We start from the raw sequence: 16382 nt of genomic DNA on the forward strand, positions 1-16382 counted from the left end.
GAACGATCTAAAACCCTGGGGAATGGGGTGCTCACAGGGAATAGTTTTTAACGAATACCGGGATTTCTGACGAAATGAGAGCCGACCTCATCCAGCAAGGGGCAATTTTTCTAGACTCTCCAGGTTCGGGCGATCGCTCAGGTGTTCTGGTTCGTCGATAATTCAATGGAGTTTCTTACCATCTCCACCGACCGATAACCCCAACAACTGCCCCACCAACGGCAACACCGCATCCGCCCGATCGCCCTCGAACCCCACCTCAATCTCCGGCATCACCGAACCCCGACAAACGCGCTGCCAAATTTGACGGCGTTCTGCGGGGGAAAACGTGGCAAACTGTCGCCGCAGCAGGGGAACCACCGCCAAAAACCGATCGTCATCGAGCGATCGCACCCAACGATCGATAACACCAAACAGGCGATCGTCATGTATCAAAAACAGACCGCTATCCCCCAAAAAACCCTCGATCCAAGCGGCACCTCGCGCCGGATCGCTCGCAGGAGAGAGGGCAAGTCCCATGCGCCGCACTGCCTCGTCGGCATCGAATACGCGACGATCGAGCAACAGGCGACAACTGCATCCCGCCAGCAACCCTTCCCCCCCGACGAACTTCATCAGCACCGCCATCCAGGATTTGAGGCGATCGTCAGTTCTCCCAGATTTCGGTAAAGATGCGATCGCCTCGTCAAACTGCCGCAATCGAGGATAAACCCCCGCAGCCGCCTTATCGCTGAGGGGGGCGCAGGCGGCAGGCAAACCGATACAAATCCGCGCCACCAATCCATCGACGATCGCCCCCACCGCATCGCGATCGTACTCCCGAACGTTGCCGTAACGCAGCACTCGCACCAACGGCGGCAGGGCATCCATCAAATGCAATACGTCGCGGGTGAGGGCGGCTTCTGCTTGCAATTTATCGGTTAATTGGGCGATCGCCTCCGGGAGGTTTGCCAGCAGGAGGCGATCGAGTAACTTCGTCAGTTCCGCTAGTTCCGTTGCCCTTGCCGTCAGCTGTGCCGCGCGATCGGTTGCCGCCTCGGCGATCGTACTGCCCCAACCGGAAGCTTCGAGTAACCTGGTAGCAAATTCCGGCTTCCATTCCAACTGCCACCCCTCTTTAAACGTCCCCAACCCCTGCGCTTGCTGGCATTTCCCCCAGGGAACCTCCAGGAAATTCAATCGATGTAACAAATGACTGCGTTTGAGATCCGTGGGTTTGCGCAAATCGAAGGTTTTGCGGCGCTGCGTCGGTTCCGGTTTCAGGCGCAGTTGCTTCTGCTGTTGGTGCAAATCCGCCATCAGCGGTGCTTGGGGAATCTCCGACGGTACGCTTCCGAGGCGATCGCTAATAATCAGGCGATCGCGGATCGGTTGCATCGGCACGTCACTACCACCACAAAACACAGATTGAGTGGCTTCGTTAAGTTCCGCCAATCCCGGCATGGGGCGATCGCGCAACGTAGCCAATGCCTCTGCTAACCTTACCGCTTCGATGGTTTGTGCCGACGATGCTTCAAAATCTTCTTGTCGCAGCAGTCGTGCCACCCGCGTCAGCCACCCGATCGCAATTTGGGAAGTATCGGAAACGGGAGAATTGTGAGAAGATTTAGCCCCCGAAGCTTCCCACAAATGGTGGTACCATCCCGGTGACTCGATTCCTGCGCTGTAACCGCGCCGCGCTGCCAGTCGTCCGTAACTCCAGGGAACCCAGGTGGCTTGGGTTGGATGGGTGGGTAAATCAGCCAATAGCGCTGCATCGTCTTCCGCTGGGGGCATCTGCACTAACGCCGGAACGTGCCACGCACCGCACACTACGGCAATTCGTTCGCCTTCCCGCGCCGCCTGCCGCAACCTCTGCCGCATATAGGCTTCCCGCGCTGCCTCTTTCGGGGAAAGCGAATCTTGCCCCCCCTCGACAACCAACTCCTCCCGCAATGCCGTCATCGCTTCCAAAATCCCGGCAAACAAATCGGTGCTATCCCGGCGTTGTTCCACCATCGCATCCCACCACCGTTCTCCATCTTCGTATCCCGCCGCCGCCGCCAGTTCTCCCAAGGGGTCGAGTTCCATCCCCTCCAGAGGACTCTGCGGCCATTCCACCCCCAGCCGATGGGTTTGGGGCAAATCCATAAACTGCACCGGAATATCGTGTTGCAAGCCGTAGCGCATCGCCTGCCATTCTGGGGAGAACTCCGCAAAGGGGTAGTATACGGAAGCTTGGGGGCGATCGCGCCGATACACTAATAGCGCCACCGGAGGCTGCAAATCCCGATGTACTGCCAGGGGCAAAATCCGATCGGCATCGGGGGGCCCTTCAATTAAAATGCGATCGGGTTGCAAGGTTTCCAATGCCTGAAGGAGACTGCGGGCGCAACCGGGGCCGTGATGGCGAATACCGAACAGATGGATGGAGGACATGGGATGGGGAGAGGGGGAGATGGGGAGAGGTGGAGACGGGGTACTTTGCCTTCTTCGGGATAAATCCTCGAACCAACCGGTTAAGTAGGTAAGCACTGAAAAGCTATGTTATGTTGCAATTTGTAAAATAACTCCTATTTCTCTTGGAGAGAGGAGTTGGGGCTATTTACATTTAGTTACATAGATAAAGATTTTAACGCCCACCTACTTACTCCTTCAATACATATAGCGCAACGTCCGAAGTTTATTGATGCGATCGATGAAACAGGTCTTTCCCCTTTTCCCGTTACTGAAAATTTTTAACGATAAAGTGCGCGAACTGCTATAAATATAATCTATGTTCGATCGAGATATTCACGTAGGTAAAAAAGTCTTCGCTTCTCCTGTTTGGCTTGGTGCGTCAAAGTGTCGATCGTCTCCACAAATCTCTCTATTGCCTCTCGACAATCATTTAAAAACTCGACTAAGTTGAAAACAATAGCAATTTGAGAGCCATAACTGATTTTCAGCCGATCGGACATGCATTCAAATATAATATCGTTCGGTTCTACGATTGGATCGATGACAATTGTTTTCCCCACTTCAATCTGTGGAAATCCTAGAGCAAGAGCCTCAAAGAAAGAATCGAGATACGTACAATCATCTTCTATCTTTCCTTCATTTCCAAGAAAAACGATTTTTCCTAACGCATCGTCAGCATCTAATTCATCTTCAATATCGAGTTCCCATTCTATATATTTTGTCTGAAACTTCGTAAATATCATTAAAAATTACATTTAAAAATATCCAAACTCCCAATTTCGAATTCCGAACTCTCATCGTAACGATCGCCTGACCCTCCCGCTCACCCAATCGACTCCAAACGTCAATGCCGCAAACCCCAGCAACGTCGTCACGACTCCCGGATAATCGAAACTGCTCAGTTGTTCTGCCAGGGTGCGCCCCAATCCTCCCGCTCCGACTAACCCGACAATGACAGTAGCGCGGATGCAGACTTCCCAGCGATAGAGGATGTAGGCGAGGAAGCCGGGAAGGGTAGCTGGGAGAATGGCGTAGAGAAACACTTGCGCGTCCGTTGCTCCCATGGCGGAGATCGCCTGTGCCGGTCGTCGATCGAGATGTTCGATCGCTTCTGCCATTAATCGTCCCAGGATGCCGAAATTATACAACCCCAAGGCGATCGCACCGGGCAAAATTCCCGGCAGCAGCACGTAAAGTAAAATTAACGCCCAAATTGGTGGGGGGACAGCGCGGGTGGCGAGGAAAAGAAACCGCAGAAGAATTGCCGATTTTCTGCCTCCCGCTTCCGGTGCGATCGCAGCGGGAAACGACAGTAATATAGCCCCCAATCCCGCCCCCACCATCGCCAACACCGACATTGCCAGCGTCTGGGCGCACAGGGGAACCAAAGCGGTAAATTCAGCCCAATCTGGGGGAAAAGCCCCTTGGAGAATCTCCCCCAACAGCACGTAAGTTCTCGGCTGCCAAAGCTTGCCAAAATCTGCCCCAACTGCCCAAAACGAAACCGGAACCAGTAGCAAAACGCTCCACAAAGAACGAACGGAATTCGAGGCAGGATTCGATCGCCCTTTGGGCTTCCCCGCATTCAAATCCAACCGACTCGGTGCGCCAATACCGCGACGCACCGACGCACTCCAAAAATCCACGATCCCCGACAGCAACACCAGCGCCCCCAACAGCGTCCACATCTCTTCGTAGCGCAGGGATTTGAGGCTCAAATTGAGCTGGTAACCCAACCCTCCCGCGCCAATAATTCCCAGTACGGCAGCCGATCGAATCGAACATTCAAAGCGGTAGAAGGCATAGGATAGCAAACCGGGAAATGCCTGGGGAATTAGAGTGTAGAGAAAGGCTTTAGCGGGGGGCACTCCGGCGTTGAGAAGGGCATAGAGGGGTTCGCGCGGGGTTTCATCTAAAATATCTCCAAACACTTTCGCCGTAATCGCCCCAAAGGGAAGGGCAATGGCAAGAATCCCGACAATGGGATCGAGTCCGAAAATATTGACGAAAAATAGTCCCCACACCATTTCGTGGATGGCACGGGGAATGCTGAGAATAGCGCGAATAGCTAGCCAAATCTTTGGGTTTTCCGTTGAAGCGCGAGTCTGATGCGATCGCCACCAAATTTCCGAGGAAACAATTCCTCCGACACAGCCCAGTCCTAAACTAAAGGTCGTGCCGCAGACGGCATAGGCGAGGGTTTTGAAGGTTGCCTCAGCGGTAAGGCGAAGGAAATCGCGGCTGAGGTTGGGATGCAACGCGGCACTCAAACATTCTCGAACCTGGGGCAATCCCCCCAAATTCAGCCATTCTCCTTCCCCGATTCCCGTTTGTCTGGCGCTCCAGATGAGCGTAACCCAAAACATAACGAACCAGAGCGATCGCTCGTTAAAAACGGAAGGGCGAGGGGGAATCGCGTTGCTCGAACGCATAACGATATACGTATGGGTGAGTTGGCAAAATGGGGAAGAGCGTCACAACTCACCATTGTCAATTATGAATTACGCCATATGCAACTTCGTCCTCAGCTATGTGGCGGCTTCGCAGACGCTCTTCCTCCTTTCCCCTTCCCCTTTTACCTCGTTGCAAGGTTTTGGATACTTAAGTTACACGTGGCATTCATTATCCATTAACCCATCCATTAAGCCACATAATAACGATAGTTAGTAACAGTATGAAGAGGAACTCGTTTAATAAACCGTCGCCGAATCGCGTAGAGAATCCGGCGAATCATGTCACCTTGTTCGATCGTCAAATTGTCTGAAAACATCGCTTTTGTCAACAAAAACCAATCTGCTGGTGTAATACAACCCGTGGAAATGGTTCTAGCATAGAGTTCTAGGATAATGCTATCCATATGAGCTTTGGAGGGAACTGAATCTTGAAATGACATGGCGTGTTTCTCAGAAATCTATGTAATGTGTCAATGTTAAATCAGGTGGTGCGCTCGCAACCATCGGTGTTTTCACCTGAATTCAATCTTAAAATCTCAATGTTTTCGCTAATGTATGCACTAGTGATTATAAAGGGGGGTTTTTAACGAGATCCACTGGGGCGAGATCGACAAGAGCTAACCAAAGACTCAGAAATCTCTGAAAAATTGAGTCGCTCGCTTTTTCCAGCAATCTGTAAACTAGTAGTAGTGAAACATCTAGCCCACTTCGAGCGAGCCTCCCATACTTTTCTCAGGGTTTAGATCGACATCGAATCGCGACGATTGCCTCTCCATTCACTCCACACTCTGTTCGTCTGATTGCCAATGAAATTTTCGAAATTGGCTATTTCCACCCTTCTAATCGCCTTCGGCTGGACCGTACCTGGGTTTGCTCGGGAACGGTGTTATGAAAGCGAGGAATATACGTTGTGCTTCGATACGGACTGGTTGCGCTACTACGATGAAATCGATCGAGAATTTGACTGGCGCAACTACCTCGATGAAGAAAAACCGCGCCAACCCTCTGATTATTACGGCGATGTCGATCGGATTTACCGAGATGTTCTCGGACGCGAAGCCGATGTGGAAGCTCTCCTCCATTGGTCTGACGAGTTGGCAGACGGGATGCCTCTATCTCGGGTGCGTCAGGAAATCGCTAACAGTCCCGAAGCCGAGGCCAATATCAATGGCATTTATCAGGAAGTTCTCGGACGGGATGTCGACAGTAGCGGTCTCGAAACTTGGACGCAAAAACTCGCACGGGGTTCGACCCTCGCTGACATTCGCCGGGAAATCGAATCGAGTGAAGAGGCTGCAGCCAGACGAAGCTGAGGATTCGATCGAATTGGATCGTTGCTTTGCCTTGAGGGTAAAGAAAGGGTCTGGGGGAAGGTGAAAAGACTCGAGAAAAACCGCAACGCTGCCTCTATTTATCCGAGATCGATGGGCAATTTCTGGTCAGATTTATCCTAGACGATCGCTCTTTGAGAGACCGAAAGGGGGTCGGTCTGGGTTTACGAGTCAGAAAATTCTTGGTAAACTCGGCCCTCGGGTGCGATGGCGATCGAATCGAAAAATTCTTAAAAATAATATCAGTTGAGTTTCACCCAATGCACAATTCGCATTGGACATCGGGCTCGGTGTATCCAAATCGAGGGCAGAACCCGGCAAGAATCTGGTGTGCGATGAATGCGAACTCTATTCCCCATTCCCAGTTCTCCATTCCGGAGTTCTCTATTATCGTCGAAAATGGTTCGATCGCAGTTCGCGGCTTTTTCATGACACATTTTCAGTCATGGGGAACGGGGAATAGACAAAACCTATTTCTTCAATCGTGTAAATAAACTAACGCGAAGCGCCATATCTTGAAGTGACATTCAAAACACCATGAGAATCCTACGACTTAATGCTTTTTAAAGCGAAATCGTCGATCGAATTGCGTCCAAATCCAACTCAAATTCCGTCAGAAAATTAAGATGCAGGTACCCAGAGGAAATCGTCAATGGCTCAGAGGACTGTTACAAATTAAAGGATCGGTGATTCCTGCAATTTGGCCTCGAGTTCTGTTGTGCAGTGCGTTTGGCACTCTCGTATCTTTTTTGTATATGTTAGGTGTGCCGATTTCTAAGCCCGGAATCGGGAATATCGTCCCGACTCTGGTATTGGGTTTATTACTGGTTTTCCGGACGAACACCGCTTACGATCGCTTTTGGGAAGGTCGTAAAACATGGGGCGGTATCATCAATACTTCTCGTAATATCGCCCGACAAATCTGGGTTTTTGTGGAAGAGCGAGACCCCCAAGATCGAGTCGAAAAGCAAGCCATCTTGCGTTTGGTCGTTGCGTTTGCCATTTCCACCAAGTTCCATTTACGCAGCGAATCGGTGAATTACGAACTCGAAGGGTTACTGTCCCCAGCACAATACAAAAAGTTGAAAACTATCAATCATCCCCCCCTAGAAGTGGTCGTTTGGATTAACGATTACTTGCACCTCCAACATCAGCGGGGTTGCTTGCATATCTATCAGGTGAGTGCGATCGTCGAACTGCTCAACAAGCTGGTGGACTCTTTAGGATCTTGCGAACGGATTTTAAAAACACCATTACCCGCCGCCTACTCCATTCATTTAGCGCAGTTACTCCTCATCTACTGCCTGATTTTACCGTTTCAACTCGTAGCAGATTTAGGTTGGTTGACGGGTCTTTCTATTGGTTTGATTAGTTTTACCCTGCTCGGAATTGAAGAAATCGGTTTGGAAATCGAGAACCCCTTCGGCCGCGATCCCAACGATTTACCCCTCGATACCATCTGTTCGACGATGCAGCGCAACATCGAAGATTTGATGCTGCTCGATCCGAGTGTTTCGCACGTGGATTGAGAGGGGGGATGGGGACAGGGGAGACAAGGGGAGAAGGGAGACAAGGAGACAAGGAGACAAGGAGACAAGGAGACAAGGGAGACAAGGGAGACAATCAACCTCCTCAACACAAAGCATTTCGCCTCACCACATCCCCCCATTCCGAATTCCGAATTCAACACTCTCCCCTGCCTCCCTTGTTCCCTAACCTGGATTATTCATCAAAAGCTCAAATCCCGATCTCTCTCGAATCTCAAAAAACAGACTGTTTTTCAGGTAAAGTGCCAATCTGCTTGCGAGACCAGGGTTGGGGCAATTTTCGTCGAACCTCATGAATAATGCAGGCTAAGAATGGGGTTCTCCGAGCAATACCATCGAGCAATTGAGTTTGGCGATTGTTTGAGTGGTGACATCGCTGACGGCCAATCCCCCAGCGGTACGGCGGCGGCGAGAACGCAACACCACCATATCCATGCTGCCGGCGGCTTTCACAATTATTTTGGCTGCGTCGTCGCCGGGAAGCATGACAATTTTTGATTCTACGGGAAACTCCGATCGCAATAAAATTTGGGAGAGTTCCGCTTCAAAATCCGCAAGCTGTTCGTCGGGAGTATAGCGATCGTAAACGTGCAGCAGCGTCACTTTAGCCTGGTTGGCATCGGCAAAGAGTTGGGCAAATCGTACCGTTTCGACCGCTTTGGGTCGCAGGTTTTTGATGGGAACGAGGATGTGGTGAATGTTCGCGGGATCGTTGAGGAGGCGCATCACCGCCACCGGACAATGGGACGACCAAAAAACGCTATCGATTAAATTACCGAACAACTTCGCTCGCAATCCCTTGGTTTTACTCCAACCCATGATAATTAAACTGGCATCATTCTCGCGAGCGGTTCGACTGATGCCGTGGGCGATATCGTTGTCGATGCGAATTTTCGGAGCGGCCGCTACGCCAAATTCTTCACTCACCTGTACCGCGCGTTTGAGCAATCGTCGGGAACGTTCGAGGGACACTTCTAAGTCTGGTTCGTCCATGTGAATGTGTGCCGTGGCGATCGAAAGGGGAACGAGGCTTCCCGACTCGTGACGGGCCAAAAGCGCCGCCATTTCCACTAAATAACGCTCTGTGAGGGGATTATAAATCGGCACGACCACTTTGAAGGGGTGGGTGCTGGCAATGGGAGAGTTGAAAACATCGTTGGCGAGTTCCGGGCTGTAAGGGATGTCTGGATGCGTCTGCGCGCGCGCGCGGGGCAATCGACTGGCAAAACGAGCGGTCATCACCGGTCCGAGAATCGAAGTGACCAGCATCAGGACGATGGTGGTGTTAAACACCGACTCGGGAATCAAGCCGGCATTCAAACCGGCTAACGCTGCCGCCAGAGTCGCCGCCACCTGGGGCAATGACAGAGACCACATGGTGAACGTTTCGTCCCAGTTATAGCCGAAGAGAAGTTTGGCCATTCCAGCCGCGAGGAACTTGGCTCCGAGCAGTCCCCCGACAATGGCCAGCATCAAGCCCAAATCTTCCCGCAAACTGGTGAGAAAGGTAGGAATATCGAGGAGTAACCCCATGCCGACAAAGAAAAAGGGAATGAAGAGGGTACTGCCGACAAACTCGACTTTCTCTTCCACCGGTCCCCGTCCGACGACATCGTTGACGGCGAGTCCGGCTAAAAACGCACCGACAATTTTATCCACATTAATCGCTTGCGCTCCCACGGCAGCTACAAACACTGCCAGCAGGACGAATAAAAACTGATTGCTCTCTTCATCGCCGGTTCTGCGGAAGAATTCTTTCCCGATCCAATCTAAGCCCAATAAAATCAGTGCCGAGTAGATGGCTAAAGCAACCAACTGCAAGATGAGATTAGTGGGGGAAAAGTCTCCAGTGTGAATTGAGATGCAAATGGCGAGGACGAGCAACGCCGCAATATCGGTAAAAATGGTGGCACCAACGGTGACGGTGATGGCTTGGTTGCCCACCACCCCCAATCGGTTGACGATGGGATAGCCCAGAAGCGTATGGGAGGCCATCAGGGAACCGATGAGAATCGATGCGTTCGGACCGAAGCCGAAGAGCAAACCGACAAGAGAACCGGCGAGCAGGGGAATCAAGAACGTCGCGACCCCAAATCCTAAAGACCGATCTTTGGTTTTGCGAAACTCGGCCAGATCGATTTCGAGTCCGGCAACAAACATCAGGTAGATTTTCCCGACATCCGAAAGCAACTTCATCGTTTCCGATTTGGCATCGAGGATGCCCAAACCATTAGAACCAAGGAGAATACCCGCAACGAGCAATCCCACCAGTCCCGGCAGGCGCAACCGCTCGAAAATCGGCGGCACGATCAGGATGACCAGTAGCAGGACGGTAAATGCAACCAGGGGGCTATCGGGAATAGCTTGCAAAACGGCGAGCATTTTTGCGTGTATGGATAGAGGTGGACGAGTGTAGAGATTATTCTGACATCAAAAACTGCCGTGCAGCCCGATCGGGAAAATTAATAGAATTAAGTCTATTATTATTCGCTTTTTTATTTGATTGAAACTATACTACTTTAGGTATAGAAATGTAAAGTCAATGTCATTTTTCCGGGTGCGCGATCGGCGTGGGTTATTGATGGGAGAGAAAGAGGCACGACGCGATCTGGCCGCAGTTTTTCTCTGTCCCATCCCAGAGTCTCCCCAGAGATATCCTGAGAGATGGCAACCATCGATCGCCCAACCGGGAATTCGTGGAGAGAAAAGTCCTTGCTACATGCAACCCTGCATCAGTTAAAAGTGTTCGAGACCGTCGCTCGCCATTCGAGCTTTACCCGAGCGGCTCAAGAGTTATCTATTTCTCAACCGACGGTCTCGAGCCAAGTCAAACAACTCACTAAATCTATCGGTTTACCCCTATTCGAGCAAATTGGCAAACAGCTCTATCTCACAGATGTGGGTCGAGAATTGCTTGTGACGAGTCAAGATGTGTTTGAAAAACTCGATAACTTCGAGATGAAAGTTGCCGATTTTAAGGGCACCAAAGAAGGAAAACTACGTTTAGCAGTGGTGACGACAGCGAAATATTTCGTCCCCCAACTTCTCGGTGCATTTTGTCAGCAATATCCGGCGATCGAGATCTCCCTTCAGGTGACGAACCATCAGAAGCTCAAGCGGAGAATGCTCGAAAACGAAGACGATCTTTATATCCTCAGCCAACCTCCTGAAGAGCTCGATTTACAGATTCAAGCATTTTTAGAGAATCCTTTAGTGGTCGTCGCCCGTTCCGATAGTAAACTGGCCGGCAAAAAAAATATTCCGATCGAATGTTTGGATCGAGAAAAATTTATTATGCGAGAACCCGGTTCGGGAACAAGAAAAGCCATCGAAAAACTTTTAAAAAAACATCAGCTTTCGATCGAAGTTCGATTGGAACTCGGTAGCAACGAAGCCATTAAACAAGCGATTTTAGGGGGCTTGGGTATTTCTATTTTATCCCGACATACCCTACGCTACGAACTCGAACGAGGAGAATTAATCGTACTCGACGTGCAAAACTTTCCCATTCAGCGTCATTGGTACGTCGCGTACTTAGGGGGAAAACAGCTCTCGGTGATCGCAAGTGCGTTCTTGCAACACCTGCTCGCCAAAAGTCCCGAGTACGTTGATAGCGGGCATCTTAAACGATCGTCAAAGTAGACCTCGATCGTTTAAGATGCATTCAGGTTCGACTCGAGATCCCCCGACTGAGTACGTAACGCTCGTGGGTTTTGATACCAAATGGTTGGGATTCTATTTTGCGCCCGATTGTAAACCCCATATTCTGCCAAAATCCCAATCCTGACGCATTGGTGGCAAAAACCGCTAAAGAAATTTGGGGTACACCCCGTGCCAACACCCAACCCTCGAAGCCTCTGTAAAAGTCTTTCCCCAACCCCCGACCGCGGTATTCGGGAGCGAGCAGCATCAGTCCTACCCACCACGTTCGAGGGTCGGGGTAGTGGCGAACGGATTCGATGACCCCCACCAGTCTGTGGTTTGGCTCGAATAAACCAAACAGGTACAGATCTTGGGGCGTTTTCCCCTCTGGTGGGGTCTCAAATTCTTCGCGAGCCGCTGTGGGAGAGGGGGGTAATCCGTCGGAAAAGCGGAAAAAATCCGTACACCGATCGTAGAGGAGTTGAAGTTCATCCGCATCTTCGATCGAGAGGAGTTTGACGGAGTAATCGGCACGTTCTCTGAAAAATCCGGTGACATCATCCATGTTTCGAGTAACCCGATCGCGCTTCGATCGTAACGTCAGTACGGGCGAAGAATGTTTGAAAGTCCAGCGAGGTGATGTGGATTGGAGCCATGGGTAGAAGAACCTCTCCCCCACTCGATCCGATCGACTCCAAGCACGAGCCATCGTCGGACACTTTACCCCTACACCCATTGGTGAAAGGTTAAGCTGACGTGCCACCTGTCAAGGGGAACGACCGATCGGGGAACGGTTTGAGGTTTTGGGTATGGGCTCTGAGCATGGCTCGGTCATCGGAAACCGTCTAGATCCCAAGAGTCAGTTGAGTACCAACACTAAATATGGGGCTTGACAACCGAGAGATTTCCGCGCCCGTTTCACCAATACCCTACACCCCACACCCGCTCACCCTTCAGGATTTACCGAAGCAGCGGTTCCCGTGCCACGGCTCCGAGTTCGACAGATTTTAGCAGTTCGCTCCACTCTATTTCCAATCGGGAATCCTCGGGATTGGAGCGTCTCAAGTCTGCCAAAATGGCGAGGGTATCGTACCAAATGCCAGCAGCAGCGTACAACACGGCTTGTTCTAAGGGTGCGGCTTCCTCCAACTCGGCCGTCAATGCTGCGTCAGGGTCGATACGCCGGACCCATCCTTCCACTTTCGGGTCTCCGGGATCGAGTTCGGCCCCGCAGATGAGAGAAACCGACCACTTATAGTTTTTGCCGGTGACTAAAATGGGTGCGGAGTCGGGCACGGTAAAACTGAAAATCCCCGGTGCGTCGGAGATCGGCACCGTTGTGTGGTAGTGGTAGTTTTCGTATTCGTCTTCCATGCTGATGAAGACTTCGTTGGCGGAAGAACGGGGAAGGTAGACAAACAGTGTCGGTCGCTTTTCGGTGGTTAATCCGTGATTGCTCGTCGGAATCAGAGACGTGACCGAAGTTGTACTCGGGCTAGAGGAAACTAAACTTGCCGTGTTTGGATAAGTCGAGCTGGAGGTTTGCGTACAAGCTCCTCCATCGCGAGACGCACCACCGGTCGTTTGATGCGGTGCTGGGTCGGCCGGTGGATCGAAGGTGACTTGAGTCTCGATGTGGGTTTCCACGCTCGGGTTTGACTGAGCCGTTGCCGGTGTTTGGGCGATCGTCGCCACGGCTAAGCTCAATCCGAGAGATGCGATAGTCGGTAAGTGCCAGGAATCTTTTAAATGCACGATTTTCATGTCTCCTTAGATCGTGAAATCGGGGACTGGGGTAACGGAAGTCTTTAGTTGTCAGAGGTCTGCCATTACAGCCAATTGCCCACGAGGATAAACGAAGCCCAAAAATAGGGATGTTTGTATTGGGGATCTTGCAACAGGGAAAGTTGAGCGTTTCGCAGTGCCTTGGCTTTGTTAATTCCCGGCTCTTGGGTGAGTTGCTGGTAGAACTTCACCATCAGCACGGCAGTAGACTCGTCATTGACGTTCCACAAGGTTGCCAGGGTACTGCGCGCTCCCGACCGCACCGCTAATCCGGCCAACCCCAATGCCGCTCGGCTATCGCCGAAGGCCGTTTGACAGGCGCTCAGCACCAATAACTCGATGGGGGTGGCACGATTTTGTTCTCGCACTGTTAGCAAGTCTGTAAATTCTTTGACTCGAATTTTATCGTCCCAAGTCAAAATAAAGGTTTCTTCGGGATCGGAACTAAATTGACCGTGGGTGGCTAAATGAATGATGGGAAAGCCGATGGAATCGATCCGGTCTTGGAGGGTGAGTTCGGTAAATTCCCGATTGAGAACAATTTCGGAGGTGGCTTTGGCGGCAATCTGGCTGACTTCAAATTCCACGGCCGGTAAGGCAGAAAATCCTTGACGAGCTTCGGTGAGTCCGCCGGTGAAAATGGCGAGTTGATCGAGATCGATGGCTCTGGGTTCGAGCAATTGTAGTCCGGGGGAAATGGCGATTGCGTATTTTTCGATGGTGTAGCGCTCTCCATCGTGCAAGGCAGCAAGGGGGATATTGCGAAATCGACCATCGGGGATAAAGACCAGAGTTTCGATGGCGTTCGCCGCCAGTTCTGCTTCGATGGGGCGCAAAAGCCAATCGTAGAGCTGTTGCGACAGTTGCAATCGCAATTGGTTGGGAAAAGCGGGGTTTAGGGATTGTCGCATTTCACCCACGAGGCGATCGACTTCTGCCTCGGACAAGGCGGTATCGTAGTGGCGCAGGGTGCCGTCCGGTAGGGAGAGAATCACCGCTAGGCGATCGGGTAAAATAATCGGATAGATGACGGCAGCGCTGGGATCGATCTCGTCGATTTGCTGGGGTTGGGCATCCAAACAGGCTTCCCGGAAAAAGTTATCGAGTTCGGCCAGTTGCAGGGATTCAATGACTTCGCGGGCTTGCTGGAGCTGGGCTTGACTGGGATTCGATCGCACGAGTAAATCCACCAGTTCTCGGTAAACCGGTTCGACCCGCTCTCGAAAAGAGGCTTGAGCTTCGGCATCGCGGACGAGCTCCCCCCGCAGCTTGCCCAGGGTTTTGACCGCTTCTTGGTAGGTCGCAATGGCTCCGGAGATCTCGGAGTTTTGCTTGAGAATGCGACCGAGCTGCCACTGCCAGCGATAGGCAATTTCCGCTGCGTTGGCGGCTTCGGCGAGGACGAGGGCTTGCTCGGTGAGGTTGCGAGCGGTTTGCCACTGCCCTTGTTTCTCGTAGAGTTGACCGAGGTAACCCAGGGCGTAGGATTCGGCTTTCGTATCCTGGAGGTCTTTGGCTTGGACGATAGCAGTGGCTAAGTAGCGCGCGATTTCCCGATGGTTGGCGGTCGGTTCCCTCATCGAGAGTTCGGCAAAATTCACCCGAGCGTAAATGCCGCCCCGACTGGGAGGCAGTCGATCGAGATTGGATTCGATCGCCGCGAAAAGTCCCGCGACGTCTTCAGAATCATCGGTTTTTAGCTGCAAGCTGAGGTGGTTGAGCTGCGCTTGGAGTTGCGTGAGGGGCGTTCGGGCAGTGGTGGCTGCTTGCTGGTAATAGGCGATCGCCGCTTCGGTACCGTCGGGTAAGCCACGGACGGTATTGCCGAGCTGGAATAAGGTGGCAGCGATTGCCTCTGGATCGTTGAGCGATCGGGTGATGGCTAAACTTTGCTCCAAGACCTCTTTCGACTCTTCCAAGCGTCCCAACCCTTGTAGGGCAACACCTAAACTTCGCAGTCCCGAGGCTTTCAGCCCGTCGTCCCGTTGGCTTTGCACTCCCGCGTTAGCCTCCTCTAGCACGGTGGTTGCCTGTCGGTACAATCCCAGGGTTTGCAAAATTTGGGCGCGATCGATCTGGCTGCCGAAGACTCCCACTTCATCTCCGGCTTCGGCATAGGTGGCTTCGGCCCGTTCCCAGGTTTCCAGGGCCGCTTCCGATTGCCCCATGGCTTGTTGCAGCACCCCTTGGGTGTGGAGGGCTTGGGCGAAGATGGCTAAACCGCGATCGTCTAATGCTGGTTGGGCTTGCAGCCGGTTCAGGCTTTGGGCGATGGCCTCGGCGGCCCGTTCCCACTGTCCTAATTTTTGTGCGGCGAGGGCGATGGAACTCAGGCTCAGAGCTTGATGCAAGGGTTGGTTTTGGTATTCTCGTACACCTTGCTCCCAGACGTCGATCGCTTCGACAAATTGTCCGCGACGATAATGCTGTCTGCCTCGATCGAGGAGGGTTGAGGTTCCATGGGCATCGGCGATCGCGGGGCGATCGAGGACTGAGTCGGTCGCGGGCAGGGCCAACCCCGTCAGTAGGGGATTGACACATAAAAGTGCCAGCAGTTGGAAGCGGATGGAAAGATGCATAGCCTGTGGGTGGGTTCGAGAGCGGAACTCGAACAAATTTATCTCGTTTTGAGATGCGATCGAGCAAAATCGAGTGAGTTAAGTTCGATCTCCGTCGCAAGTTCGGGAGACCTCGATCGGCTTGGAGATTCATGAAACGATTCGTACACCCAAGTGTCTGCCTTTCTCCGATGAATCTCATAAATTTTTATCGGAGTGTTAGATAATTCGCTCTTCGTATCGTTTCATCAATTTATACTGTTTGAGGAAAGATTGTTAACTTTCTCCATAATTATAAGCAAATTCAGTATATTTACGACACGATCGATTTTATTTTACACAAATTTCATATTTTGTAGCTTAGTTATAAATTCTCAAAATACTGTATTTTTTAAGAGATTCTAACCTAGATCGTACATCAAAAAATAATCTGAATTTAATATTAGTTTTGGCTAATAGTCAATTTCTAACTGCCTCAACGGGATAATATAGCCGTCGCCAAGGCGGTTAGGACACTCGAGAAATCAAGCTCAAGGCTCGCATTTTCTTCTCTCCCCCTACTCACCGCGATTGCCTGCTCAAGAAAGCTCACCTTCACGATGCCTAAACCGCCCTGACGGTTGCTAT

11 protein-coding genes are annotated in these 16382 nt (G+C 51.6%); 3 read left to right on the forward strand and 8 right to left on the reverse strand.

What is annotated here, in order from left to right; genetic code table 11:
* Positions 1 to 162: 162 nt before the first annotated feature.
* The 4 genes from AC2215_RS09250 to AC2215_RS09265 all read right to left on the reverse strand — a co-directional run bounded on the left by AC2215_RS09250 (position 163) and on the right by AC2215_RS09265 (position 5332).
* Positions 163 to 2418 carry a DUF5682 family protein gene (locus tag AC2215_RS09250; protein WP_486809692.1) on the reverse strand — a complete coding sequence of 752 codons (2256 nt, stop codon included), beginning with the start codon at positions 2416 to 2418 and terminating at the stop codon, positions 163 to 165.
* Positions 2419 to 2753: 335 nt separating this feature from the next.
* Positions 2754 to 3182, reverse strand: a complete 429-nt coding sequence (locus tag AC2215_RS09255; RefSeq protein ID WP_486809693.1) for a hypothetical protein — start codon at positions 3180 to 3182, stop codon at positions 2754 to 2756.
* A 51-nt stretch (positions 3183 to 3233) separates the two neighbouring features.
* Positions 3234 to 4805 carry a PhnE/PtxC family ABC transporter permease gene (locus tag AC2215_RS09260; protein WP_486809694.1) on the reverse strand — a complete coding sequence of 524 codons (1572 nt, stop codon included), beginning with the start codon at positions 4803 to 4805 and terminating at the stop codon, positions 3234 to 3236.
* Positions 4806 to 5080: 275 nt separating this feature from the next.
* Complete coding sequence (locus AC2215_RS09265; protein WP_486809695.1) at positions 5081 to 5332, reverse strand: hypothetical protein; 252 nt, start codon at positions 5330 to 5332, stop codon at positions 5081 to 5083.
* 366 nt (positions 5333 to 5698) lie between these two features.
* Here AC2215_RS09265 and AC2215_RS09270 point away from each other — a divergent pair, with 366 nt between their 5' ends.
* Together AC2215_RS09270 and AC2215_RS09275 are read left to right on the forward strand one after the other, a co-directional pair.
* Positions 5699 to 6205, forward strand: coding sequence for a DUF4214 domain-containing protein (locus AC2215_RS09270; RefSeq protein ID WP_486809696.1), 507 nt, complete (start codon positions 5699 to 5701; stop codon positions 6203 to 6205).
* A 644-nt stretch (positions 6206 to 6849) separates the two neighbouring features.
* A complete protein-coding gene (locus AC2215_RS09275; RefSeq protein WP_486809697.1) occupies positions 6850 to 7752 on the forward strand; it encodes a bestrophin family protein in 903 nt (300 codons plus the stop codon).
* Between the two features lie 324 nt (positions 7753 to 8076).
* On the opposite strand, the gene AC2215_RS09280 is transcribed toward AC2215_RS09275, so the two are convergent.
* A complete protein-coding gene (locus AC2215_RS09280) occupies positions 8077 to 10152 on the reverse strand; it encodes a cation:proton antiporter domain-containing protein (protein WP_486809698.1) in 2076 nt (691 codons plus the stop codon).
* 330 nt (positions 10153 to 10482) lie between these two features.
* On the opposite strand from AC2215_RS09280, the gene AC2215_RS09285 reads away from it, so the two are divergent.
* The gene (locus tag AC2215_RS09285; protein WP_486809699.1) at positions 10483 to 11412 is read left to right on the forward strand and encodes a LysR substrate-binding domain-containing protein; all 930 of its coding nucleotides are present in this window, start codon (positions 10483 to 10485) and stop codon (positions 11410 to 11412) included.
* 22 nt (positions 11413 to 11434) lie between these two features.
* Here AC2215_RS09285 and AC2215_RS09290 read toward each other — a convergent pair whose 3' ends face one another.
* The 3 genes from AC2215_RS09290 to AC2215_RS09300 all read right to left on the reverse strand — a co-directional run bounded on the left by AC2215_RS09290 (position 11435) and on the right by AC2215_RS09300 (position 15776).
* Positions 11435 to 11977: a GNAT family N-acetyltransferase gene (locus AC2215_RS09290; RefSeq protein ID WP_486809700.1), complete on the reverse strand. Its 543-nt coding sequence runs from the start codon at positions 11975 to 11977 to the stop codon at positions 11435 to 11437.
* A 395-nt stretch (positions 11978 to 12372) separates the two neighbouring features.
* On the reverse strand, positions 12373 to 13167 hold the full coding sequence (locus AC2215_RS09295) for a DUF928 domain-containing protein (RefSeq protein ID WP_486809701.1): 795 nt from the start codon (positions 13165 to 13167) through the stop codon (positions 12373 to 12375).
* Positions 13168 to 13241: 74 nt separating this feature from the next.
* Positions 13242 to 15776 carry a CHAT domain-containing protein gene (locus AC2215_RS09300; protein WP_486809702.1) on the reverse strand — a complete coding sequence of 845 codons (2535 nt, stop codon included), beginning with the start codon at positions 15774 to 15776 and terminating at the stop codon, positions 13242 to 13244.
* Positions 15777 to 16382: the final 606 nt, after the last annotated feature.

It is taken from the genome of Zarconia sp. (genome assembly GCF_057467645.1).

What these genes read in the sequence shown, in the direction of transcription:
- AC2215_RS09290 (WP_486809700.1), bottom strand. Translation starts at nt 11,977, where the DNA reads ATGGATGATGTCACCGGATTTTTCAGAGAACGTGCCGATTACTCCGTC.
- AC2215_RS09270 (WP_486809696.1), top strand. Translation starts at nt 5,699, where the DNA reads ATGAAATTTTCGAAATTGGCTATTTCCACCCTTCTAATCGCCTTCGGC.
- AC2215_RS09250 (WP_486809692.1), bottom strand. Translation starts at nt 2,418, where the DNA reads ATGTCCTCCATCCATCTGTTCGGTATTCGCCATCACGGCCCCGGTTGC.
- AC2215_RS09265 (WP_486809695.1), bottom strand. Translation starts at nt 5,332, where the DNA reads ATGTCATTTCAAGATTCAGTTCCCTCCAAAGCTCATATGGATAGCATT.
- AC2215_RS09300 (WP_486809702.1), bottom strand. Translation starts at nt 15,776, where the DNA reads ATGCATCTTTCCATCCGCTTCCAACTGCTGGCACTTTTATGTGTCAAT.
- AC2215_RS09260 (WP_486809694.1), bottom strand. Translation starts at nt 4,805, where the DNA reads ATGTTTTGGGTTACGCTCATCTGGAGCGCCAGACAAACGGGAATCGGG.
- AC2215_RS09280 (WP_486809698.1), bottom strand. Translation starts at nt 10,152, where the DNA reads ATGCTCGCCGTTTTGCAAGCTATTCCCGATAGCCCCCTGGTTGCATTT.
- AC2215_RS09255 (WP_486809693.1), bottom strand. Translation starts at nt 3,182, where the DNA reads ATGATATTTACGAAGTTTCAGACAAAATATATAGAATGGGAACTCGAT.
- AC2215_RS09275 (WP_486809697.1), top strand. Translation starts at nt 6,850, where the DNA reads ATGCAGGTACCCAGAGGAAATCGTCAATGGCTCAGAGGACTGTTACAA.